Genomic DNA, 21,706 nt, shown 5'->3' with positions numbered 1-21,706 from the left:
GCACCCTGCCCTTTCCTGCGGATAATAAAAAGACAGTATTGCTGTCCTTTTTATATTTTCCCGCAGTTTTCCGCAGAAAAATCGTGCAGACCCCCCCCTTCAGGCACCCAGCATCACCGTTCGGGAACAAAAATACCCGCGCGCCCACCCCCCGCACGATACCGCTCCAGATAAAACGGCACACAGGAAGCCACGCTACGGGGCACCAGCCCGAATGGCTCAAAGCCCGATTCGTTCCCCGGCATGACCGTATCGCGCGACAGCATGAGCAACTGGTCGCGCGTCAGCAGCCTGCCCGGCAGTTTTTCCAAAAACCAAGCCTGCAGGCGCGCCAGAGGCAACGGCACATGCAGCAGCGATTTGTCGCGCCTGGTCTCTTTCAGCACCAGCCGCGCAATCTCGCGCATGGACATGATCTGCGGCCCACCCAGCAGCCAGCTCCGCGCTACATAACCATCCTGCGTGGCCAGTTTGCCGACAACCTCAGCCACATCACCCACATAAACAGGCTGTACCCGCGTATCCGGCTCATAAACCGGCAGGACAGGCAGATAGCGCGCCAGCGTGGCAAACAGATTGAAAAAACGATCTTCCGGCCCAAAAATCACGGATGGACGGACAATGGCGGCATCCGGCCTGTACTGCTTGACCGCATTTTCACCTTCGGCCCGGCTCTGCCCGTAAGCGGATGGCGCATGATCTTCCGGCCCGCACCCAAGGGCGGACATATGCACAAAACGCGCCACCCCGGCCTGCGCCGCCAGCCGGGCCACACGCCCGGCCCCTTCCACATTCACCGCCCGCAGCGTCTGCCTGCCGGATGACCCCAGCACCGCCGCAAGGTTGATCACCACATCTGCACCGCGCACCACACAGGCCACGGCCTGCTCATCGCACACGCTGGCATAGAACGGCGCCACCTGCCCCACGCGCCCCAAAGGCCGCAGCAGCGCACCGCGATCCGGCCTGCGGCTGGCCACGCGCACCATGTAACCAGCCTGCGCCAGAAACTGCACGACATACTGCCCGACAAAACCGCCGCCACCAAAAACGACCGCCGTCCCGCTTACACTCATGACCCTGCCTTTCCGCATGCCGCCAGCAGCACACCGGACACAGAACACGCGCCCGGCCCCCGACGACCGTGTGTTGAAGGGAGTGTGACCCAATCAGGCACGATCGGGAACCTCCCCCACCGGGATTCCCCCGTGGCTTCACAGGAATGTGGTCATATCCAAGGCCAATCCGCAGTCTTTGGACATCTTGTCAGAAAAAATACACTTTGGCCGTTGACGCGCCCCCACACCCACGCTAAACGCCTCTCCACCAGCCTGCTTCGAGCGGGTTGCCATTTGAGCCCAGATGGCGGAATTGGTAGACGCGCAGGTTTCAGGTACCTGTGGCCGCAAGGTCGTGGAAGTTCGAGTCTTCTTCTGGGCACCATCTCTCCCGAAAATAAAAATACATCCCCTCTGGGGAACGCCCGTTGCAGGCGCTGTTACGCCCGGAGCATGACGGCCTCCAAGCCTCTGATATGGCGTCATTTATTTTTCACTCCCATCGTATTTTGAGAGTTGACGCGCCCCCACACCCACGCTAAACGCCTCAACACCGGCCTACTGCAAAGTGGGTTGCCGTTTGTGCCCAGATGGCGGAATTGGTAGACGCGCAGGTTTCAGGTACCTGTGGCCGCAAGGTCGTGGAAGTTCGAGTCTTCTTCTGGGCACCATCTTTTTTCTGAAAATATACGCAAAGCCTATCCGGCCAGCCCGGCGCCCGCTGCGGCAAAGTAGCGGTTGACCGCATCGCACAACGCGCCCGCCACCATAGCCCGGTGCCCGGCCTGCTTGAGCGCTGCCTCATCCAGCCTGTTGGACATGAAGCCCATCTCCACCAGCACCGAGGGAATCTGCGCGGATTTCAGCACCGCAAACGCCGCATGACGGTGCGGATGCGAGAGCAGCAACACCCGTGAACGAAAAGACGACACCACAGCCTGCGCCATATGCGCCGAGCCTGTGCGCGTTTCCTCCGTAACCAGACTGGCCAGAATTTGCTGCACTTCGGGCGATGCCCCATGCACCAGCGGGCCGCCGTAGCGATCCGCGCTGTTTTCCGTACGTGCCAGATCAGCGGTCTGGGTATCGGACGCCCCGTGGGCATGGGTATAGACACTGGCCCCACGCACCGAAGGGTTATGCAGGGCATCAGCGTGCATGGATAAAAACAGCGCTGCACCATGCTGCTGCGCCAGCTCAACACGCCCCGCCAGCGGAATAAAATGGTCGCTGCTGCGTGTCATGGCAACACGGTAACGCCCCGTTGCCAGAAGCTGGCGGCGCAACTCCTGCCCGGCCGCTTCCGCTACGTGTTTTTCATATGTACCAGACAACCCAATGGCCCCGGGGTCTTTGCCGCCGTGGCCGGGGTCAAGCATGATCAGGGGCTTGGGCGGCTCCGCCCCGCCAATAATCGCCGGGGCCGCCAGCTTGCCCGCATGGCGTGCTGTGCGCGCCAGAGCGCTCCCAAACGGCACCGCCCCCACAACGGCCCCACCCAGAATGAGACGTCTGGGCAACAGAAGACCTGAGCCGCGACACGCATAATGCAGGCTTTCAGCCGGGAAAGGCTGCATTACACCGGAATTTTTTCCGCCATCCTGCGTCAATCGGCTCTCCCTGACAGCATTGCTCACAGACCCTAACATTGCATGATGTAAATATGGCAAAAAATCATGCCCGATAAAACGCGCCACCACACCACATGACAGGCAGGCCAGCTCCCTCAGGCCACACCGTCATAAAGCTGTTACATGAATGTCTTGCAGACTGCCTGTATTTGCGCCATGCTTATAGTGCATGGAAAAGGGCTTTAATGCCCGCCGTGCAGACTGTGTTCCAGTTTCTGGCCCGCAACGCCCGCAGGCCGCCCGGAGTGAGGGCGACCCGGTATGGAGCAGCAGAAGTCGGCGCACATAACGAAGGATACGTGACAATCGCCCGTTTCAACGCCCTGAACACGACGGACAGACCGCAGGTGGCATGCCCCCTGGCTGGTGCCGCGCCGTGGCTTCCGGTCGGTTGGGGCGCAAGCGCTATCCGTGTTCCAGTTCATGCCTCTTTTTACCCGCAGGAAGCGCCCCCGCGCCACGCCATGCCCTTGTGGCAGCCGCGTGACACGGGCTGGCCACCGGCGCACCGGAGTTGTTTTTTTTATGTCAAAGCGGATGCTTATCGACGCGACACACGCGGAAGAAACGCGCGTGGTCGTGATGGATGGAAACAGACTTGAGGATTACGATGTTGAATCGGCTGCCAAAAAGCAGCTTAAAGGAAACATCTACCTAGCACGTGTTATCCGGGTTGAGCCCAGCCTTCAGGCGGCTTTTGTCGAATATGGCGGCAACCGGCACGGCTTTCTGGCTTTCAGCGAAATCCACCCGGATTACTACCAGATTCCCGTAGCGGATCGTGAGCAGCTTCTGGCCCTGCAGGCCGAAGAAGAAAACCTGCTCCAGAACGCCGAGGACGAAGACGAGGACGCCGAAGCCCCCACCGCCGAAGGTGCCGAAGCCGGTGAAGAAGGCGAAGACGGCGCACCGTCCGAGCAGGCCGATGCCCCGGAATATGTAAGCGGCGAAACCGACACCGGTGAGGAAGCGCTGATCCAGAAGCGGATCGCCCGTTTCCTGCGCAATTACCGCATTCAGGAAGTCATCCGCCGCCGTCAGGTCATGCTGGTGCAGGTGGTCAAGGAAGAACGGGGCAACAAGGGTGCCGCGCTGACCACCTATGTCTCGCTGGCGGGCCGCTACTGCGTGCTGATGCCCAACGCCCTGCGTGGCGGCGGCGTATCGCGCAAGATCACCTCCGTGCCTGACCGCAAGCGCCTGCGCGACATTATCAGCGGGCTGAACCTGCCGCGCGGCATGGCCATGATCGTTCGCACCGCAGGGGCTCAGCGTCCGGGGCCAGAAATTACCCGCGACTGCGAATACCTCCTGCATCTGTGGGATGACATCCGCGACCACACGCTGCGCTCCATGGCCCCGGCCCTGATCTATGAGGAAGCCAGCCTGGTCAAACGCGCCATCCGCGATGTGTACACGCGTGATGTCAGCGAAATTGTGGTGGATGGCGAAAGTGGCTGGAAAGCCGCCCGCGACTTCATGCGCATGCTCATGCCCCAGCACGCCGAAAAGGTGCGGCTGTGGAACAAGGAAAACCAGCCGCTTTTCACCCATTATCAGGTGGAAGGACATCTGGACGCCATGTTCTCGCCCGTGGTGTCGCTGCGCTCGGGTGGGTATCTCGTCATCAACCAGACCGAAGCACTGGTTGCCATCGACGTGAACTCGGGCAAGGCCACGAGCCAGCGCAACATCGAGGAAACCGCCTTCCGCACCAATCAGGAAGCGGCCGATGAAGTGGCGCGCCAGCTCCGCCTGCGCGACCTCGCCGGACTGATTGTCATCGACTTCATTGATATGGAGTCCCGCCGTCACAACACCATGATCGAGCGCCGCCTGAAGGACGCCCTGCGCAACGACCGCGCACGCATCCAGATCGGCTCCATCTCCCATTTCGGGCTGCTGGAAATGTCGCGTCAGCGGCTGCGTCCCTCCGTGGCGGAAGCGGCCTTTGTGTCCTGCCCACACTGCAACGGCACGGGTGTAACCCGCAGCGTGGAAAGCTCCGCACTGCACGTGCTGCGCTCGGTGGAAGAAGAAGGCGCACGCCGCCGGGCTTCGGCCATTACGGTGCATGTTGCCGCGGATATCGCTTTCTATATCCTGAACAACAAGCGCGACTGGCTGGGCCAGATCGAACAGCGCCACCAGATGGAGGTTCTGTTCTCGCCTGACGCCACGCTGCCGGTGCCTGAAATCCGCATCGAGCGCCGCCAGAGCGCACGTCACCCGGTTGCACCGCAGGCACCCCAGCTTGCGCCGGTTGAAAACGTGGAGGTGGATGAACCCACCACGGAAGACAGCCTGCCCACCACGCAGGCCGCACAGCCCGCAGCACAGCAAGCCCAGCAGCCCCGGCAGCACGAAGCCGGTGACACCGCGCAGGGCGAAGCTGGCGCACAGGGTGAGGACGAACCGCGTCGTCGCCGTCGTCGCCGTCGTCGCCGTCGTGGCGGTGGGGGCGAGAACGCTCAGGGCAGCAACGCAGCCGATGCTACGCAGCAGACAGAGTCCGACAGCGAAGACGATGCGGATGACGGGCAGGACACAGCGCCTGACCACGAAACCGCAGCCCCCCGCACCACAGCGGACGCCACGGATGGCGGGCATGCCAATCTGGTACCCGGCCGCCGTCGCACGCGCCACACCCGTGTGCGCCGCGATGAAAACGAGCAGCAGCCCGCTGCCCAGACCATCGCGATTGAGGAAGGTGCTGCACCACAGCCCCGCCGCCCGGTATGGAATGGCCCGACTCCGGCTAATCCGTTCGGTGGGGAGCCTGATATTTTCGAACTGCTCGAAAATAGCGTGCAGCGCCATAACGCTGCTCCGCGTCAGGCACAGCCCGAGCGCAAGGTGGACACCGTTCCTGCTCCGGCAGAAACCGTGAAAGAGGCACCAGCCCCCGTAACCCCCGAAGCAGAAGCCCCGGCTCCTGCGGACGAGGCAACGCAAGCCAAGCCCGCACGCCGCACGCGCCGCCGCACCGCTGCAAAAACCGGCACGGATGAAACCGTGCAGGCCGAGGCCGAAGCCACGGAAGCCGAAGCAAAGCCGACCCGCCGCCGCACCCGCAAAAGCACGGCCAAGACTGAAGCTGAAGCCCCGGCAGAAGCCGCAGCACAGGCCACTCCGGCGGATGACAGCGCCGAAGCCCCTGCCGCCAAGCCTGCCCGCCGCCGCACCCGCAAGAGTGCAGCAGCAGATCAGGCTCCGGAAGCCGAAGCCGCCACCCCGGTGGTTGACGCGGAAAACACCAAGGCCGAGCCACTGGTGCAGCCGATCACGATCGAAGACAGCCCGCCTGCCGCGCGCCGTCGTACGGGCTGGTGGAAGCGCTGATCTAACCGGCCTTATCCCGGCAGTACGTTAGTGCCGGGATAAACCAATGCAGCATAAACGGGTCAGGGCGCATGCTCTGGCCCGTTTTTCTGTCTGTAGGGGGCGGCATACAGCCCGGCCCGGTTTTTCTTCCGGCGCGCCCTGTGCTACAGAGCACCCCTTGCGTTCAGACAGCCGTCCCAACGCCCCTGACCATGGACCGCAGCGTCCGCTACCGTGCCCGCCGGAGTTTTCATGACCAAGCCTTTCGCAGACCGCCCGACCGAAGACCTGCCCGGCACGGCGCAGCACGGAACCGGGCGTGATGAACGGCTGGTACTCGCCCTGCCAAAAGGGCGTATCCTCAAGGCCGTGGCCCCGCTGATCAGCCACACCGGCATGGCCCCCGCCCGCGAATGCCTTGAAGGAGACAGCCGCAAGCTGCGCTTTCCCACTCAGGACCCCATGGTGGATGTGGTGCGCGTGCGTTCTTTCGACGTTGCCACCTTTGTGGCGTCAGGCGGTGCCCAGATCGGAATCTGCGGCGCGGATGTGCTGGCCGAGTTTGATTACCCCGAAATTTACGCGCCCCTTGATCTGGGCATCGGTGCATGCCGCATTTCCGTAGCCCAGTCTGCCGACCTGCCGCATGACCCGCAGGAATGGGCACGCTGGTCTGATGTGCGGGTGGCGACGAAATACCCCGCCATTACGCGCCGGTTCTTTGCCGCACGCGGCATTAATGCCTCTATCGTGCATCTGCACGGGGCTATGGAACTCGCCCCCATGCTCGGCCTGTCCCGCCTGATTGTCGATCTGGTGGATACAGGCTCGACCCTGCGCGCCAATGGCCTCAAAGAAGTCGAAACCATCTCGCAGGTCACCAGTCGGCTGATCGTCAACCGGACGGCCCTTAAAACCCGCCCCGAACAGATCGCCTCCGTGATCGCGCGCTTTCGCGCGGCTCTGGCCATGGCCCCCGCCGCAGACACCGTATAAAACAGGGCACAGAGCATGAAACGGCTTGATACGCGTGACGCTGATTTTGAACCCGCCTTTGCCAGCCTGCTGAGCGGACGTGAGCAGGGCCAGCAGGAAGTTGCAGGCCCGGTTACGGATATTCTCGATCATGTGCGCCGCGAGGGCGATACCGCCCTGTGCGCCCTGACCGAGCGCTTTGACCGTCTGGCTGTCACACCAGAAAAACTGGCTTTTACGGCTGAGGAAGTCGAAGCAGCCCGCGCACAGGTAGCCCCTGCCCTGCTCGATGCGCTGGAACTCGCCGCAGCCCGTATCGAAGCCTTCCACCGTGCGCAGATGCCCGAAAACCTGCGCTATACGGATGATGCAGGCATGACGCTGGGCCTGCGCTGGATTCCGCTGGATGCGGCAGGGCTGTACGTACCCGGTGGCAAGGCTGCCTATCCGTCCTCCGTGCTGATGAACGCCATTCCCGCCCGGGTCGCGGGTGTGAAACGTCTGGCCATGTGCGTGCCCACCCCCGATGGTATCATTAACCCGCTGGTTCTGGCCGCTGCCCACTGCGCCGGTGTAACCGAAATCTACCGTGTGGGTGGCGCACAGGCCGTGGCCGCCATGGCGTATGGCACCAACACCATCCGCCCGGTTGACCGGATTGTTGGCCCCGGCAACGCCTACGTGGCCGAAGCCAAGCGGCAGGTGTTCGGGCATGTCGGGATCGACAGCATCGCCGGGCCGTCCGATGTGGTGGTGATTGCCGATTCGGGCTCCGACCCGCGTGTGATCGCCCTCGATCTGCTGGCTCAGGCTGAACATGATGAACTGGCTCAGGCAACCCTGATCACCCCCGACATCGCCTTTGCCGATGCCGTGACACAGGCTGTGGAAGCCGAGCTGAAAGTGCTGACGCGTCGCGCCATTGCCGGGGCAAGCTGGCGCGACAACGGCGCTGTGCTGATCGCGCGTGATCTGCACGAAGCTGTGGAACTGGCCAACCGTCTGGCCCCTGAACATCTTGAGCTGATGGTGGACGACCCCGAGGCCCTGCTGCCGCTGGTACGCCACGCGGGCGCGGTTTTCCTTGGGCGTTTCTGCCCCGAAGCCGTGGGAGATTATGTCGGTGGCCCCAACCACGTACTGCCCACCTCCCGCACCGCACGCTTTGCCTCGGGGCTTGCGGTGTTCGACTTCATGAAGCGCACCACGTTCCTGTCTGGCGGGCCGGATGCCCTGCGTCGGATCGGCCCCGCTGCCGTAGCACTGGCCGATGCCGAAGGCCTGCAGGCCCATGCGCTGAGTGTCTCCGCCCGGCTGGACGCGCTGGCGCAGACAACCCCTAACACCTGAGCGTTACGGCAGCGGGAATACAGCTAATGCTTGACCCCGCTGCCCCCCTCCACCATACCTGCTCACCAAACCTCTCTCAGTCCCGAACAAACGAAGGATGCAATGTCTAAAGAAGACATGATCGAATTCAGCGGCACAGTCACCGAACTGCTGCCTAACGCCATGTTCCGCGTCAAACTCGACAACGAACATGTCATTCTGGCCCATACCAGCGGCAAAATGCGCAAGAACCGTATCCGCGTTCTGGCAGGCGACAGGGTGAACGTGGAAATGACCCCTTACGACCTGACCAAAGGCCGTATCACCTTCCGTTTCAAGTAACATCGTGCCCGCCTCCAGCCCGGACACCCCTGCGGCAGCCCCCGACTGTATGGACAAGACGGGTCCGCGCCCCCTGCTTGTTCTGGCTTCTGCCTCTCCTCGCCGGGTCGAACTGCTGCGTCAGATCGGGCTGGTGCCGGATCGTATCTGCCCTGCGGATATTGACGAAACGCCCCGCCGCGCCGAACTGCCACGCCAGTACGCCCGACGCATGGCGGACGAAAAAGCCCGTGCCGTAGCCGGGCAGATCAACGAACCTGCCCTTATTCTGGCGGCTGATACCGTTGTGACACTTGGCAGGCGCATTCTCCCCAAAGCCGAAAGCCGCGATGTGGCGCGCTCCTGTCTCGATCTGCTGTCTGGCAGGCGACACATGGTTCTGACGGCGCTCAGCATCATGCCCAGCGCCGCATGGACACAGGGCCGCCATGCGGAGCGTCTGGTGGAAACAGCCGTTATTTTCTCACGCCTGAGTGCTGACCAGCGCGATGCGCTGCTGGACAATGGCGACTGGCAGGGCAAAGCGGGCGGCTATGCCCTGCAAGGGGCTGCGGCAAGCCTGATCCGGTTTGTTTCCGGCAGCCCTTCAGGGGTTATCGGGCTACCGCTGTTTGAAACCGCACAGCTTTTGCGTGGGCAGGCCGGAGGCTGGCTGACGTGAGTCAGGTGCTGCATGTCGTCCATTATCCGGGCGAGATGCACCTTGCCGTAGCCGAACAGGGCGAACTGCTGGATTTTGCCCTGTGGCGGCCCGGTGCACCCGATCATGTTGGCGATTCTTTCCATGCCCGGATTGAGGCGCTGGTACCCGGTATGGGCGGCGCTTTTGTTGACATCGGGCTGGAAACAGCGGGCTTTCTGCCTTTACCGAAAGACGCCCCGCCTCTGACACAGGGGCAGGCCATAACGGTTATCGTGACACGCGCCGCACTGGGCGGCAAAGGTGTGCGTGTCAAACTGGCTCCCTCCGACAGCACACGCTCTGCCGAGAGCGCCCACTCAGGTTCACCCCGGCTGATTGCCAGCGGCCCGACACCGCTTGAGCGCCTTGCAGCACTATGGCCAACCGCCAGTCTGGCCGTGGACAGCCCAGCAGCGGGCGCTGTTGTGCCACCCCCGCTACGCGACAGAAAACAGCAGGGTTTCCACCCCCTGCCAGAAGACATCGCCGCCGCCTGCGCCGCCCTGGCGGACAGTGCCATAGCCTTGCCCGGCGGGTTGTCCGCAACCGTTACCCCTACCCCGGCTCTCATCGCCATCGATATGGACGCGCCGCCCACGCAGGGCGTACTCCCTAAACAGACAGCCCAATACGCCGCCAACAAAACCGTGCTACCCGCCCTCATGCGCCAGATCAGGCTGCGTAACCTCTCGGGGGCCATTCTGATCGATCCTGCCGGGCTGGCTATCCGCAAGCGTCAGGCGCTTCTGGCCCCAGTACAGGAAGCCCTGCTAGCAGACCCCCTGCGCCCGCGCTGTCTGGGGGTGACAGCTCTGGGGTTGATTGAAATCCTGCGCCCGAGGGTTTTGCCCTCCCTGCCTGAACAGCTTAACAGCCCGCATGGCCGAGCACTGGCAGCCCTACGCCATATCGTAACTTACGCGCCCGGCACCACAACCCTGCTTGCAGGCAGCCGAATCCTGCACGCGCTGGAGCAGGACCCACAGGCCGTGGCAGACTGCGCGCGCGCGATTGGCCATAACCTGAACGTGGTTCTCGCCCCCGCACTGCCAGACCTGCACTGGAGCCCTGAACAGCCATGACGGACACAGCCCGCACCGCCAAACTGCCCCCCTGCCCCATTTGCGGCCAACCCGCAGCACAGGCAACCCGGCCTTTCTGCTCGCGGCGCTGCGCGGATGTGGATCTGGGCCGATGGTTTTCAGGGGCATACCGCATACCCGGCCAACCCACGGCTGAGGACGAAAAAGACGACAGCCCTGAAATAAATCAGGAAAGATGACTTGATCTCCCCTCCGTGCTGGGATAAATGCTCTCTCACGCCGCAAGGCTGCGGTGCCCAAGTAGCTCAGTTGGTAGAGCATGCGACTGAAAATCGCAGTGTCACTGGTTCGATCCCGGTCTTGGGCACCATCTTTTCCCTGAAAAATTAATTGCCTTGCACAACGTCAAAGCGTTGCAACGCGCGTTTTTTCAGCGTTTCAGCCATTGTAAATGACCACGCGCCGGTAACATTCTCTCCGAGATGTTAACATGTACGGCTTTTTTGTGGCATGGGCCTCTCCCAACCCGAAACCAGCTCAGCTAAAATGCCCTTACGGCTGCCCGCACGCCCCGTTGTAGCGGCCTCATTTGATTCGATACGGTCGTTGGGAAAACATATTCATGAAATTTGGGGCTTCACTGGGCATAAGAACACGCCTGTTTCTGGCTATCGGCGTCATGTGCCTGTTTTCCACCTCGGTGGTTATGCTGATTGGCGTAAAGGAAATGTCCTCTTCCGAACTGGAGGGATCGCGCCAGCTTTTTGTTGAAACCCTTGCCTCCAACGCCGATACGATTGCCCAATCCATTGGCGGTGTTACTCAGGAAACCAGCATACTGGCGGCCTCGGTTTCCGGGCTGATCGCTACCCACACGATTGATCGTGATGCTCTGGGCGACATGGTTGCCCATGCGCTGGACATGAAACGCGCCAATGTGGTGGGGCATGCCCTGACGTTCGAACCCAACGCGCTGGACGGACGGGACGCCAACTATATTTCACACAAATATTCCGATTCCACCGGACGTTTTGTTCCGTATTTCTTTCTCAAGCCCGATGGCTCAAGCGGCATGGACAAGCTGATCATGACGCCTGAAGCCGGCACCGGCTCGTGGTACGATCAGCCCCTGCATGATAACAAGACAGTTGTAACCGCACCGTATACTTACCCGGTCAACGGCAAGGATGTGCTGATGACCACCATCAGCGTGCCTGTGCGCCGTGCGGGCAAAGCAGTTGGTATGGTCACGACAGACCTGCAATTGACCGCGCTCAATTCGGCTATCGCCAGCCTGAAGCCGCTTGGCACAGGCACAGTCGGGCTGATCGGTACAGGCAATATCTGGGTGGCCAACAGCAATGCGGCCCTCGTGGGTAAACCTGTGGATGCCGAAACCGCGGCTTTCATCGCTGGCAAAGACAGCAGCGGGCGCTTTATTAACGGCACTGATGGCGCAGCATGGTTCGAAGCGGCCCGCTTCATTTCCATTCCTGACACAGATGCAAAATGGGTTGTCGTCGGCATGGTGCCGCGCACAACACTGGTGCAGAAGGCAGGCGTCACCCGCAACCGTATGCTGCTGGGTGCTATCCTGTCCTTCGCTCTTACCATGGCGTGCATCTGGTTTCAGGCCCACAGCCTGAGCAAGCCTATCCGCCAGATGACGCGCCGCATGCGCGGGCTGGCCGATGGGGATATCCAGTCTCCCGTGGCCGGTCTGGATCGTGGCGACGAAATCGGAGACATGGCAAAAGCCGTGGAAGTTTTCCGCGACAACGCACAGGAGCGCCTGCGCCTTGAAGCGGACATCAAGGCCTCGCAGGCCCAGCAGGAACAAGAACGCCTTTCCCGCGAACGCAAGGCGGCCAAAGACGCAGCAGACATCAAGTTTGCCGTGGATAGCCTTGCCTCCGCTCTGGCGCGACTGGCTGATGGCGATGTGTCCTACCAGATACACGATACATTCGTGAGCGGTCTGGATGATGTGCGGAATGACTTCAACAACTCCACGGAGCAGTTACAGGCCACGCTGAGCGAGGTCGCCAGTAACGCCCGCAGCATTGCCGTGGGTAGTGATGAAATCAAGGCGGCGGTAGACGATCTGGCACGCCGGACCGAACAGCAGGCCGCCAATACGGAAGAAACCGCCGCAGCGCTGGAACAGATCACGACAACGGTCAAAAACTCGACCAGTCGTGCGCTGGAAGCCGGGGAGCGCATTCATCTGGCTCAGTCCAGTGCGGAAAAGTCGCGCCAGAACATGATCCGTACCGTGGAAGCCATGCGTGAGATTGAGAAATCCTCAACGGAAATCTCGAACATCATCACGGTTATCAACGAAATCGCATTTCAGACCAACATCCTTGCACTCAACGCCGGGATCGAGGCCGCGCGTGCGGGCAATGCGGGTCTGGGCTTTGCCGTAGTGGCGCAGGAAGTGCGCGATCTGGCGCAGCGTTCAGCCGATGCCGCCAAGGGCATTCGCACGATCATCAGCACCTCTATCCAGCAGATTGGCAACGGGGTGCAGCTTGTGAACAGTTCCAATCAAGAGCTGGACAGCATTGTGGCCGATGTGCAGGAAATCAACCAGCACATGAGCTCCATTGTTCAGGCCTCGGAAGAACAGTCCACCAGCCTGCAACAGATCAACATCGCCATGGGGCAGGTTGATCAGGACACCCAGAAAAACGTGGCCATGGCGGAAGAAATTACCGCCACCACCCACACACTGGCCTCTGGTGGCGCGGCACTCATCCGCATGCTGGAGCGTTTCAGGCTCGAAAACGAGACCAGCGCACGCCGCGCCCTGCGCTAAACGGCCCTCTGCCCCACCGGCCTGCTCCGTAATAGGCCGGTGGGGTGGCATCATAGCGCTATGGGGACACGCCGCCCCAAAGGAGAGCTTTCGCCCATGTCGGAGCAACAGTCTTCTCCCCTTCTCCCTGACCATCTTCCAGACAGCCCGACCGGCACGACACAGACCGGCCCGATGAGCCTGTCCGGGGTGTTTGCCAGTGTCAGCGTTCCTCGCAGCGATGTGCACTGGATCAGACGCTTTCTGGCCTATTCCGGGCCGGGCTACATGGTTTCGGTCGGGTATATGGACCCCGGCAACTGGGCGACCGACCTGCAGGGAGGCGCTCAGTTTGGCTATACGCTGCTTTCCGTCATTGTTCTGTCCAGCCTGATGGCTGTTGTGCTGCAGGTTCTTGCGGCCCGGCTGGGCATTGCCTCGGGGCTGGATCTGGCGCAGGCCTGCCGGGCTTTTCTACCCCGCGCCCTGAATCTGCCGCTCTGGGCGGCCTGTGAGCTGGCGATCATGGCCTGCGATCTGGCCGAAGTCATCGGCACCGCCATTGCCCTGCAACTGCTCTTTGGCCTGCCGCTGATTATTGGCAGTATCCTGTCCGTTCTGGATGCCCTGCTGGTTCTGCTGCTCATGAACCGAGGCTTTCGCTATCTTGAGGCGTTCATTATTGCGCTGCTGGGTACCATAGCGCTCTGTTTTGTCGTGCAGGTTATTGCAGCCGCCCCGCCTGCTGCGGCGCTGCTGCGCGGGTTGGCCCCCTCCCCCCAGATCATCCGTGACCCGGCCATGCTGTATGTGGCTATCAGCATTATCGGGGCGACAGTCATGCCCCATAATCTCTACCTGCATTCCTCCATCGTGCAGACCCGCGCCTATGAGCGTACCTCCGCCGGGCGGCGCGAGGCCATTCGCTGGGCCTCGTGGGATAGCGGCGTGGCCCTGACCCTCGCCTTCTTCGTAAATGCGGCCATTCTGGTCGTGGCGGCGGCCTTTCATACCACTGGGCACCAGCAGGTTGCGGAAATAGACGAAGCCTACCGCCTGATCTCTCCTGTGTTAGGCTTGGGAGTAGCCTCGACCCTGTTCGGCCTAGCGCTGCTGGCCGCCGGTATCAACTCCACCGTAACTGGCACCCTTGCAGGACAGATCATTATGGAAGGGTTTCTGAGCCTGCGCCTGCCAGCCTGGGGCCGACGACTGCTGACACGTGGGCTGGCCATCATACCCGTGCTTATCGTTGCGTGGCTGTATGGCGCACAGGGCGTCAACCGGCTGCTGCTGGCCAGTCAGGTTATTTTATCCCTGCAACTGCCCTTTGCCATTATTCCACTGGTTCTGTTTGTCTCCAGCCGCAAGATCATGAAGGAGTTTGCCATCTCCCGTCCGCTGGCCATACTGGCCTGGCTGATTACGGCACTCGTTATCGTCCTGAATGGCCGATTGCTGCTGGATACCCTGATGGGCTGAGCGCAGCCCCCTTTGCGTACAACATGGCCCCTTGGGGGCCATATCAGCGCTCTGCGACCATAAAAAAGTTGCGTTTTGCAAATAAAACTGCTAGCCGCCCGCAAGCATCATTGTATTACTCAGCACATAACGTCTGACGGCATGACAAAGACACACTAAATTTCACAAAGGGAACCGCCGTGTTTTTCGACAGTCATTTCAATTTGTTACCAGTTGAAAAACAGTGGGAGTACATTATCACCCAAACACCGGCGTTCATCCGTTCCGGCCTGCGTGATATTGTGCACGAACATGGCCACACCTGTGTACAAGCCTTTTATGCGGCCCTGATCGAACACCCTGACGCCGCACTGTTTCTTGAAAAAGACATGATCGAAAAGCGCCTGAGCGGTAGCCTGCAGGCATGGGTAGAGCGCCTTTTTCCCGCACAGGAAGACGATGTGCCCGAACTCATCGCCCTGCAACGGCGCGTGGGCGAAATCCATGCCCGGCTTGAAATTTCACCGGGGCTGGTTTCTTACGCGTTCTTTTTTATCAAGGTCAGTCTCAACTCTTTTATTGCCAAAAAATTCGATACTGAAAAAGACCAGATCACAGCTATTCTATACTGCCAGTACATGATTGATTTCGCTCTGAAATACATGAACATGGCCTATAATTCCGATTTCAGGAAAAAAATAGAACAGGATCAGTCCTTCAGAATGCTGTCTTTAGGGCAGGATCTCAATTTCGAAAAAGAAACCCAGAAAACAACTTTTTTCGACTGGAGCACACAGGCGCTGTTCTGCCTGTGCGAACAGCGCCCCGAAAATCTTCAGACCATTGGAGAATCCCAGTTTGGACTGTGGATGAGCCATAAGGGGCACGGTCTGTTCAAAGGTATGGAAGATTACAACCTGCTACAGGCCATGATCGAAAAAATAGACCTGCGTATTGATGACATTCGCAAGAACAAGGAAATACCGCCGGGTTTCGCGCTTGTTCTCAAAAACAACATCTACGACCTGACCCTGCTGACCAATCGCCTGTTTCAGGGGGTTGAAGCCCTGCAAAGCGGCCTAGACCCTCTGACAAAAGCACTCACCCGGCGCTTTCTTGATGTTGTGCTGCAAAATGAAATTACCTTCTCGCTGACAAACGACAAGGAATTCAGCCTGATTTTGCTCGATATTGACCATTTCAAGCATATCAACGATGAGCACGGCCACCTGATTGGCGATGAAACCCTGCGGTTTATTGCGGAAATGCTGATGAACACCATCCGCAGCAATGATTTCGTGTTCCGGTACGGGGGCGAGGAATTTCTGATCGTGCTGACCGAACGCGGCCGTGATGATGCGATGGCCTGCGCCGAGCGCATTCGCAGCAGTCTGGAACAAGCCGTTGTCACCACGTCCACCGGCAACAAGTTGCGCATGACGGTTTCGGGGGGTGTGACAACCTTCAAGGGCGAAACCAAGATCAACACGCTTGTCACTCAGGCTGACCGCGCCCTGTATGAAGCCAAGATAACTGGACGCAACCGGATCGTGGCTTTTAAGTAACCCACGCACAGCCGTGTAACGAACAGACTCGGCATGTTCTTGACATTCCGGAGTTGAAACTTATGTTCCAGCGCGTCTGGTTCCTTTGGAGAAAACCCGTTTTCTACAAAGGCTAAGAGGGAAGCCGGTGCAAATCCGGTGCTGTCCCCGCAACTGTAAGCGTCGAGCAAGGGCCATGAACCACTGAAGCCACCCGGCTTCGGGAAGGGGCCTTAACGCGATGACACGCAAGCCAGGAGACCTGCCAGGCAAGACAGCAACCACCGGCGGGGTGACCGGGAAGGAACGCATGGCGTCTGCCCGGTCTTGTCTTGTGTCCTTGCCGGGCATGTGCTGGCGTATCTGCCCCCTCTACCCCTGCCTTTTCAGGCAGGTTTTTTTCATGGTTTCCGCATTCAGGCATTTTCTGCCTGCACCGCATCACCCTACGTGTTCGGTTCTTTGCAGCCTCGCAGCCCTTGGGCTGTTCAGCGAAGTAACGCAGGCCGCCACACCGCCCCCCGGCCCACAGGACAGCACAACGCCCGCACCTCAGGTGGAGCAGCCCCCCAAAACAGAACGAATCGTGGTTACAGCCTCGCGCCGCAACCTTACAGGGCGGGCTGCCACAGCCAGCGAAGGCTCCATTACCGGAACGGAACTACGGCTTAGACCCGCCTACCGTATTGGCCAGCTTCTTGAAGCCGTACCTGGCCTTGTCGTGACCTCGCATTCAGGCGAGGGAAAGGCCAACCAGTTTCTGCTACGCGGCTTCAACCTTGATCATGGCACGGATCTGGCCAGCTTTGTGGATGACATGCCCATAAACGGTGTCAGCAACGCACATGGGCAGGGCTATACAGACCTGAACTTCCTCATTCCCGAAACACTCAGCGGCGTCGATTACACCAAAGGGCCCTTTCACGCGAATATCGGCGATTTCGGGGTGGCGGGATCAGACCATATGAAACTGGCCTCTGAAATCCCGCGTGAAATCACCCTGAGCGCAGGTACATTAGGCGATTACCGTGCCTATGCAGGCGGCACCGTGCAGATGGCCAATGGAGACAGGTGGGTAAACGCAGGCGCGCTCTCCCACGCCGATGGCCCGTGGCGCTACCCTGACAATGCCCGCGCCATCCGCGCCATGAGCCGCTACACACACGGCTCTGAACGCAAAGGGTTCGACATCACCGGCATGTTCTACCGTGGCCAGTGGCGCGCCACCAACGACCAGCCGCTCGAAGCAATCCAGAATGGCATGATAGACCGCTTTGGTTCGCTCGACCCGACCGATGGCGGATTTTCCGAGCGTTACAGCCTGTCAGCCCACCAGCATATGAGCGGAGAAAACTGGAACTGGGTCAACAACGCCTTTGTCGTTCATGACCGCCTGACCCTGTGGAACAACTTCACCCACTATCTTGATGACCCCGTGCATGGCGACCAGCAAGCACAGGACGAAACCCGCACCACCCTTGGTGGCAGCAGCGCCTATACCCGGCATGACAGGCTTGCGACCTTCCTGAGCGATACCACTGTGGGCGTACAGGGCCGTTACGACTTCCTGTATGTTGACCGCCGCCACACCGAACAGCGCCGCCCTCTGCCTGACTGCACCTCAAGCACGGGGTACTACGTCTGCAATGCGGACAGTATCTCGCTCGGTGCTGTGGGCATGTATATCCAGAACACCCTGCACTGGACGCCGTGGTTCCGCACCGTTATCGGCCTGCGCGAAGACTATCAGGGGGGTGTGGATCATAATCTGGTCGATGGCAGCGCAACCCATGCGGGCCAGTGGCTGTTCCAGCCAAAAGGCAGTCTGATTTTCGGGCCGTGGAAAAAATCCGAACTCTATCTGAGTGCGGGCAAGGGCTACCACTCAAACGACTTCCGCTCGGTTTCCGGCTCCTATTCGGTGGACAAATTCGCGGCAGGTTCTGTCTCCGTGCCGCTTATGACCGAAGCCATCAGCGGGGAGGTCGGGATCAGGAGCACGCCGCTCACCCATTTGAACGTGCAGGTCGCGGCCTTTATCATCGATTTTGCCTCTGAGCTCAGTTACGATGGCGATGCAGGCGTAACCTCCCCCGGCCCGGCCAGCCGACGGCAGGGAGTGGAATTTTCAGCCCAGTACAATCCCCTTCCCTGGATCGAACTCAACACCGATCTGTCCTTCGCCAAGGCGCGTTACCGCACCAACGACCCGCAGGCCTATGGCATTGACGGTGTGTATGTCAGCAACGCGCCTGATTTTGTCTGGTCTTTTGGCCTGCTCGTGGATACGCACAAGCACTGGTATGGTGGCTTGCAGGTGCGCTGGCTCGGACATTATGCCCTTGTGGAGGACAACTCCCTGCGCTCCTCCGGCTATAAGGAAGTCAACATCAATGCCGGGTATCGCTTTACGCCGCGCCTCAAGCTGGAAGTCAGCATTTTCAATCTGACCAACAGCCACGCTTTTGCGGCCCAATATGCGTATGACTACCGGCTTACCCCCAACGCCGCCGTCTCGACAGGGGCAACCGGCCATGCGCTGGAGCCGACATCGGCCAGGCTTGCGGTTACGGCAGGTTTCTGAAAACAAAAACGCCCTGCCCGGTTTTTCCGGGCAGGGCTTGCAAAACAGACCATGCGCACCGCTCAGGCGGCTACACGGTCAAAACCGCCTTAGAGGTAGCTTGCCAGCGACATGTTCTTCATGTCCGCCACAAGGGTAAAGGAGGCTTCAAGCTGGGTTTTCAGCGTTGTTGCGGTGGTAATGGCCGCAGCCGCATCATCCTCGCGGGCGTTGCCAAGCTGGGTTTTCAGCATGGTGGTCACACTGGCCAGCATGGTTGAGCGTGTGGTCAGCGCACTCTGCTGCACGCCCACCTGAGCTTCCATATCGGTCAACTGCCCGACAGTGGTGTTAAGCGATGCGTTCAGCTTCGTCACCAGATCCGTATAACCGGGCGTTTCAGACGACATGCCGCCCATGGACGCCACAACCATCAGATCGCTCATCAGATCGCGGATAGGCGAACCTGTCGAGGTGGATGAGGCGCTGGAGGTGGTAGAATTCTGCGTTGCGACCAGCCCGACCTTGGTGGTGGACGTGCTCATGACCACCGAAGCCTTTAGCGATGCCGCCGTCGTCGCGGACTGAGACAGGTTGGACGAGAAAACCGACGTACCTGCCGCGTTGCTGGTAGCCGCCAAGGTAACATTGGCCAGCACCGTATCGACATTCGAGGCATCCAGACTGCTGACAGTGGAGGCAATCGAGTTAGCCAGAGTGCTGCTACCGAGATTATTCACGTCTGTAATGGGCGCTTCCGTAGCGTCCTGCCCAGCAAAAATATAATCAGAACCACTCTGCGTATTCAGCGCGCTGCCCAGTTCGGACAGCAGGCCCTTGGCCTGCTCAACCACCGTGGCAACAGACGTTGCTGAGCTGGTGCCCGTAACGCTTGTCAGGTTGGTTGACAGCGTCTGCGCCAGACTCACGATCTGCTTCATGGTGGTGGCGGTAATGGAGAGGTTTGTCTGCGTATTGGTGATGTTGCTCTGCCAGGACGCAACCTGTGTGATCTTGGGGTTCAGGCTGATGGCCGTCTGCCGTGAATCACCCACACCGGCATAGGTTTCCGCCAGCGTGCCAGCGGAGGTCTGCCAGCTATTCTGCTGCTGCTGGAGGGTAATATTGTCAATCGCCGAGCTGAGAATGAGGGAGATACCATCGCCGCCATACTGACCGATTGTCGTGCTCATATCTTCTCTCCTACCCGGCCTTAGCTGATTGCGTTCATCAGCGCGTCAAACATTGTCTGAACCGTGCTGATGATTTTTGCATTGGCGGTGAAGGAATTCTGCAAGGTCACCACCTTGGCCATTTCATTGTTGACGTTCACCCCGGAAACATTCGCCACCTGCGCGGACAGCGTTGTCTGCACATAGGTAGAGGAAGTGAGGCTGGAGGTCGCATCCGCAATGGTCGCGCCCTGATTGGATGTCAGGGTTGTGGCCAGTGCGACAAGCCCCTGCTCGCCCGTATAGCCGGTGGACTGGCTGCCATCGGGGCCGAGGCCCGATGTCGGTGCGGAAAGATCGGTGCCGCTATAGGTGGTGGACGTATCACTTGATACGTAGCTGGAAGACGTGCCGAACGTATCGCTGAGCACCTTGGTAACCAGCGTTGTATCTCCATCCTTCGCGAGGGAGGACGGATCATCTGTGTAGGAAGTACTTACGCTCAGCTTAGATGATAGGCCAACAAGCCCCTTGGGCGAATCCGCTGTGATATCCGTCAGATCCGTGGGGGTGGACGTGCCGTTGGTAAACAGCGCCATGCCCGCGCTGGAGAAGCGGTTGATGAGCGTATAGGAGAACGAATCGAGCTGCGCCTGCATCTGCGGGTAGGTCTGATCACGCAGGGTAACATTGGCCCCCAGCGTGCCGCCGGTCAGATGTGTGGTAATGTCTTTACCATTGAGCGTAATGGCAGGAACACCACCCGCAGTGGTAATGCCATCGGCTGTAACCCCGCTCGCGGAATAGTACATGGACGAGGTCAGCGTCGCATCCTGCGTGGTCAGCGGCCATGTGCTGGAAGGAAGGGTTACGGTGCTGTCATCCAGCCCGGTCTGATCAGGGCGGGTGGGCAGCTTGGTGCCATCCGCCGTGGTCACGATCATGTCGCCGTTCGTTTTCTCGGTGTACGAGACCGAAACCTGAGAAGACAGGCTGGACATAACGCCAAGGCGCTGGTTTTCCAGAGCGGAGGTATCCCCGCCAACAATCTTCAGCTTGACGATCTGCTGCGAGATTTCACCGATCTGGGTCAGGTCGGTATTGATGGTGGAAACCGAGGCGCTGATGTTGTCCTGCGTGGCCTGACGCTGCTGCGTGTAGGTCGAGGTCAGCGTATGGATCGTATCGACCAGCGAGTTGGCATCCGAAATCACGGTGGATTGCGCTGCACTGGACTGCGGGGTGGACGTCAGAGAGGTCAGGGCTGTCTGCACGTTACCGAGTTCGTCGGCCAGTGTGGCGGTAGAGCCTGATGTCGCGGAAGTGGACCCCTGCACAGAGGACACGGCAGCCAGAGAATTGCTCATGGCCGTATAGGCGGCCACCTTGGCATTCTGGGTATACAGCGAGGATTGCAGGGCCTTGTTGATGTTGAGCTGCGTGGCACCCACGCGCACACCATTGCCCTGAGCGTTCACGACATCGGAGTAGAGTGTAGCGGTTTCGCTCACATAACCCGACGTGCTGGAATTGGATACGTTGTTGGAGACGACAGCGTATTCATTCGTAACCGCGTTCAGACCACTAGTGGCGATTGATAACGACGATATCAGATCCATACGCTCATTCCCCGCGTGCATGCCGTTTGCCTACTGGTTCTGCCTATCACACACAGCTGCGGGCGGATACCAATCCGGCGTTTATAGGAAAACCGGTAATCAGAAACGGTTTCAAAAAGGTTACCAGAGCGGGCTTTACCCGGCCCACACCAATGGCGGACGA

General features: G+C 60.0%; 15 protein-coding genes, 3 tRNA genes and 1 riboswitch. Of the genes, 14 read left to right on the top strand and 4 right to left on the bottom strand.

Annotation, left to right across the window (positions count from 1 at the left end):
- Positions 1–113: 113 nt before the first annotated feature.
- The gene (locus J2D75_RS05450) at positions 114–1,076 is read right to left on the bottom strand and encodes a complex I NDUFA9 subunit family protein (RefSeq protein WP_207853663.1); all 963 of its coding nucleotides are present in this window, start codon (positions 1,074–1,076) and stop codon (positions 114–116) included.
- A 280-nt stretch (positions 1,077–1,356) separates the two neighbouring features.
- On the opposite strand from J2D75_RS05450, the gene J2D75_RS05445 reads away from it, so the two are divergent.
- Positions 1,357–1,443: transfer RNA gene (locus tag J2D75_RS05445), tRNA-Leu, on the top strand.
- Positions 1,444–1,642: 199 nt separating this feature from the next.
- Positions 1,643–1,729 (top strand) — tRNA-Leu (locus tag J2D75_RS05440).
- Between the two features lie 27 nt (positions 1,730–1,756).
- Here the strand turns inward: J2D75_RS05440 and J2D75_RS05435 are convergent.
- Positions 1,757–2,635: an N-acetylmuramoyl-L-alanine amidase family protein gene (locus J2D75_RS05435; protein ID WP_207853661.1), complete on the bottom strand. Its 879-nt coding sequence runs from the start codon at positions 2,633–2,635 to the stop codon at positions 1,757–1,759.
- A 579-nt stretch (positions 2,636–3,214) separates the two neighbouring features.
- Here J2D75_RS05435 and J2D75_RS05430 point away from each other — a divergent pair.
- The 12 genes from J2D75_RS05430 (at position 3,215) to J2D75_RS05375 (ending at position 18,773) form a co-directional block, all read left to right on the top strand.
- Positions 3,215–6,031, top strand: coding sequence for an Rne/Rng family ribonuclease (locus J2D75_RS05430; protein ID WP_207853657.1), 2,817 nt, complete (start codon positions 3,215–3,217; stop codon positions 6,029–6,031).
- Positions 6,032–6,265: 234 nt separating this feature from the next.
- A complete protein-coding gene (gene hisG, locus J2D75_RS05425; protein WP_207853655.1) occupies positions 6,266–7,009 on the top strand; it encodes an ATP phosphoribosyltransferase in 744 nt (247 codons plus the stop codon).
- A gap of 15 nt (positions 7,010–7,024) precedes the next feature.
- Complete coding sequence (gene hisD / locus J2D75_RS05420; RefSeq protein WP_207853647.1) at positions 7,025–8,338, top strand: histidinol dehydrogenase; 1,314 nt, start codon at positions 7,025–7,027, stop codon at positions 8,336–8,338.
- A gap of 102 nt (positions 8,339–8,440) precedes the next feature.
- Positions 8,441–8,659, top strand: coding sequence for a translation initiation factor IF-1 (infA, locus tag J2D75_RS05415; protein ID WP_025860133.1), 219 nt, complete (start codon positions 8,441–8,443; stop codon positions 8,657–8,659).
- A gap of 49 nt (positions 8,660–8,708) precedes the next feature.
- Positions 8,709–9,320: a Maf family protein gene (locus J2D75_RS05410; protein ID WP_207853645.1), complete on the top strand. Its 612-nt coding sequence runs from the start codon at positions 8,709–8,711 to the stop codon at positions 9,318–9,320.
- Complete coding sequence (locus J2D75_RS05405; protein WP_265782895.1) at positions 9,317–10,423, top strand: ribonuclease E/G; 1,107 nt, start codon at positions 9,317–9,319, stop codon at positions 10,421–10,423. Before J2D75_RS05410 ends, J2D75_RS05405 begins: the two co-directional genes overlap by 4 nt.
- Positions 10,420–10,623, top strand: coding sequence for a DNA gyrase inhibitor YacG (gene yacG / locus J2D75_RS05400; protein WP_207853643.1), 204 nt, complete (start codon positions 10,420–10,422; stop codon positions 10,621–10,623). Before J2D75_RS05405 ends, yacG begins: the two co-directional genes overlap by 4 nt.
- Before the next feature lie 55 nt (positions 10,624–10,678).
- A tRNA-Phe gene (locus tag J2D75_RS05395) sits at positions 10,679–10,754 on the top strand.
- 252 nt (positions 10,755–11,006) lie between these two features.
- Positions 11,007–13,205 (top strand): methyl-accepting chemotaxis protein, encoded by a 2,199-nt coding sequence (locus tag J2D75_RS05390; RefSeq protein ID WP_207853641.1) that lies wholly within the window; start codon positions 11,007–11,009, stop codon positions 13,203–13,205.
- A 96-nt stretch (positions 13,206–13,301) separates the two neighbouring features.
- Entirely contained in the window at positions 13,302–14,666 is a 1,365-nt protein-coding gene (locus J2D75_RS05385; protein WP_207853639.1) for an Nramp family divalent metal transporter, read from the top strand.
- Positions 14,667–14,845: 179 nt separating this feature from the next.
- Positions 14,846–16,210, top strand: a complete 1,365-nt coding sequence (locus tag J2D75_RS05380) for a diguanylate cyclase (protein WP_207853630.1) — start codon at positions 14,846–14,848, stop codon at positions 16,208–16,210.
- 60 nt (positions 16,211–16,270) lie between these two features.
- A riboswitch (cobalamin riboswitch) is annotated at positions 16,271–16,473 on the top strand.
- Positions 16,474–16,592: 119 nt separating this feature from the next.
- Positions 16,593–18,773, top strand: coding sequence for a TonB-dependent receptor (locus J2D75_RS05375; RefSeq protein ID WP_243428526.1), 2,181 nt, complete (start codon positions 16,593–16,595; stop codon positions 18,771–18,773).
- An 89-nt stretch (positions 18,774–18,862) separates the two neighbouring features.
- Here J2D75_RS05375 and J2D75_RS05370 read toward each other — a convergent pair whose 3' ends face one another.
- Both J2D75_RS05370 and flgK read right to left on the bottom strand, forming a co-directional pair.
- A complete protein-coding gene (locus tag J2D75_RS05370; protein WP_207853628.1) occupies positions 18,863–19,945 on the bottom strand; it encodes a flagellin in 1,083 nt (360 codons plus the stop codon).
- A gap of 20 nt (positions 19,946–19,965) precedes the next feature.
- Positions 19,966–21,543: a flagellar hook-associated protein FlgK gene (flgK, locus tag J2D75_RS05365; RefSeq protein ID WP_207853626.1), complete on the bottom strand. Its 1,578-nt coding sequence runs from the start codon at positions 21,541–21,543 to the stop codon at positions 19,966–19,968.
- Between the last annotated feature and the right edge of the window lie 163 nt (positions 21,544–21,706).

The sequence above is a fragment of the Acetobacter suratthaniensis genome, from assembly GCF_017377745.1.
GTDB lineage: Bacteria > Pseudomonadota > Alphaproteobacteria > Acetobacterales > Acetobacteraceae > Acetobacter > Acetobacter suratthaniensis.
This window is presented reverse-complemented; position numbering and strand designations above follow the sequence as displayed.

Bases quoted from the DNA above. Each gene is read 5' to 3' on its own strand.
- J2D75_RS05450 (WP_207853663.1), bottom strand. From the start codon at position 1,076: ATGAGTGTAAGCGGGACGGCGGTCGTTTTTGGTGGCGGCGGTTTTGTC.
- J2D75_RS05435 (WP_207853661.1), bottom strand. From the start codon at position 2,635: ATGCAGCCTTTCCCGGCTGAAAGCCTGCATTATGCGTGTCGCGGCTCA.
- J2D75_RS05430 (WP_207853657.1), top strand. From the start codon at position 3,215: ATGTCAAAGCGGATGCTTATCGACGCGACACACGCGGAAGAAACGCGC.
- hisG (WP_207853655.1), top strand. From the start codon at position 6,266: ATGACCAAGCCTTTCGCAGACCGCCCGACCGAAGACCTGCCCGGCACG.
- hisD (WP_207853647.1), top strand. From the start codon at position 7,025: ATGAAACGGCTTGATACGCGTGACGCTGATTTTGAACCCGCCTTTGCC.
- infA (WP_025860133.1), top strand. From the start codon at position 8,441: ATGTCTAAAGAAGACATGATCGAATTCAGCGGCACAGTCACCGAACTG.
- J2D75_RS05410 (WP_207853645.1), top strand. From the start codon at position 8,709: ATGGACAAGACGGGTCCGCGCCCCCTGCTTGTTCTGGCTTCTGCCTCT.
- yacG (WP_207853643.1), top strand. From the start codon at position 10,420: ATGACGGACACAGCCCGCACCGCCAAACTGCCCCCCTGCCCCATTTGC.
- J2D75_RS05390 (WP_207853641.1), top strand. From the start codon at position 11,007: ATGAAATTTGGGGCTTCACTGGGCATAAGAACACGCCTGTTTCTGGCT.
- J2D75_RS05385 (WP_207853639.1), top strand. From the start codon at position 13,302: ATGTCGGAGCAACAGTCTTCTCCCCTTCTCCCTGACCATCTTCCAGAC.
- J2D75_RS05375 (WP_243428526.1), top strand. From the start codon at position 16,593: ATGGTTTCCGCATTCAGGCATTTTCTGCCTGCACCGCATCACCCTACG.
- J2D75_RS05370 (WP_207853628.1), bottom strand. From the start codon at position 19,945: ATGAGCACGACAATCGGTCAGTATGGCGGCGATGGTATCTCCCTCATT.
- flgK (WP_207853626.1), bottom strand. From the start codon at position 21,543: ATGGATCTGATATCGTCGTTATCAATCGCCACTAGTGGTCTGAACGCG.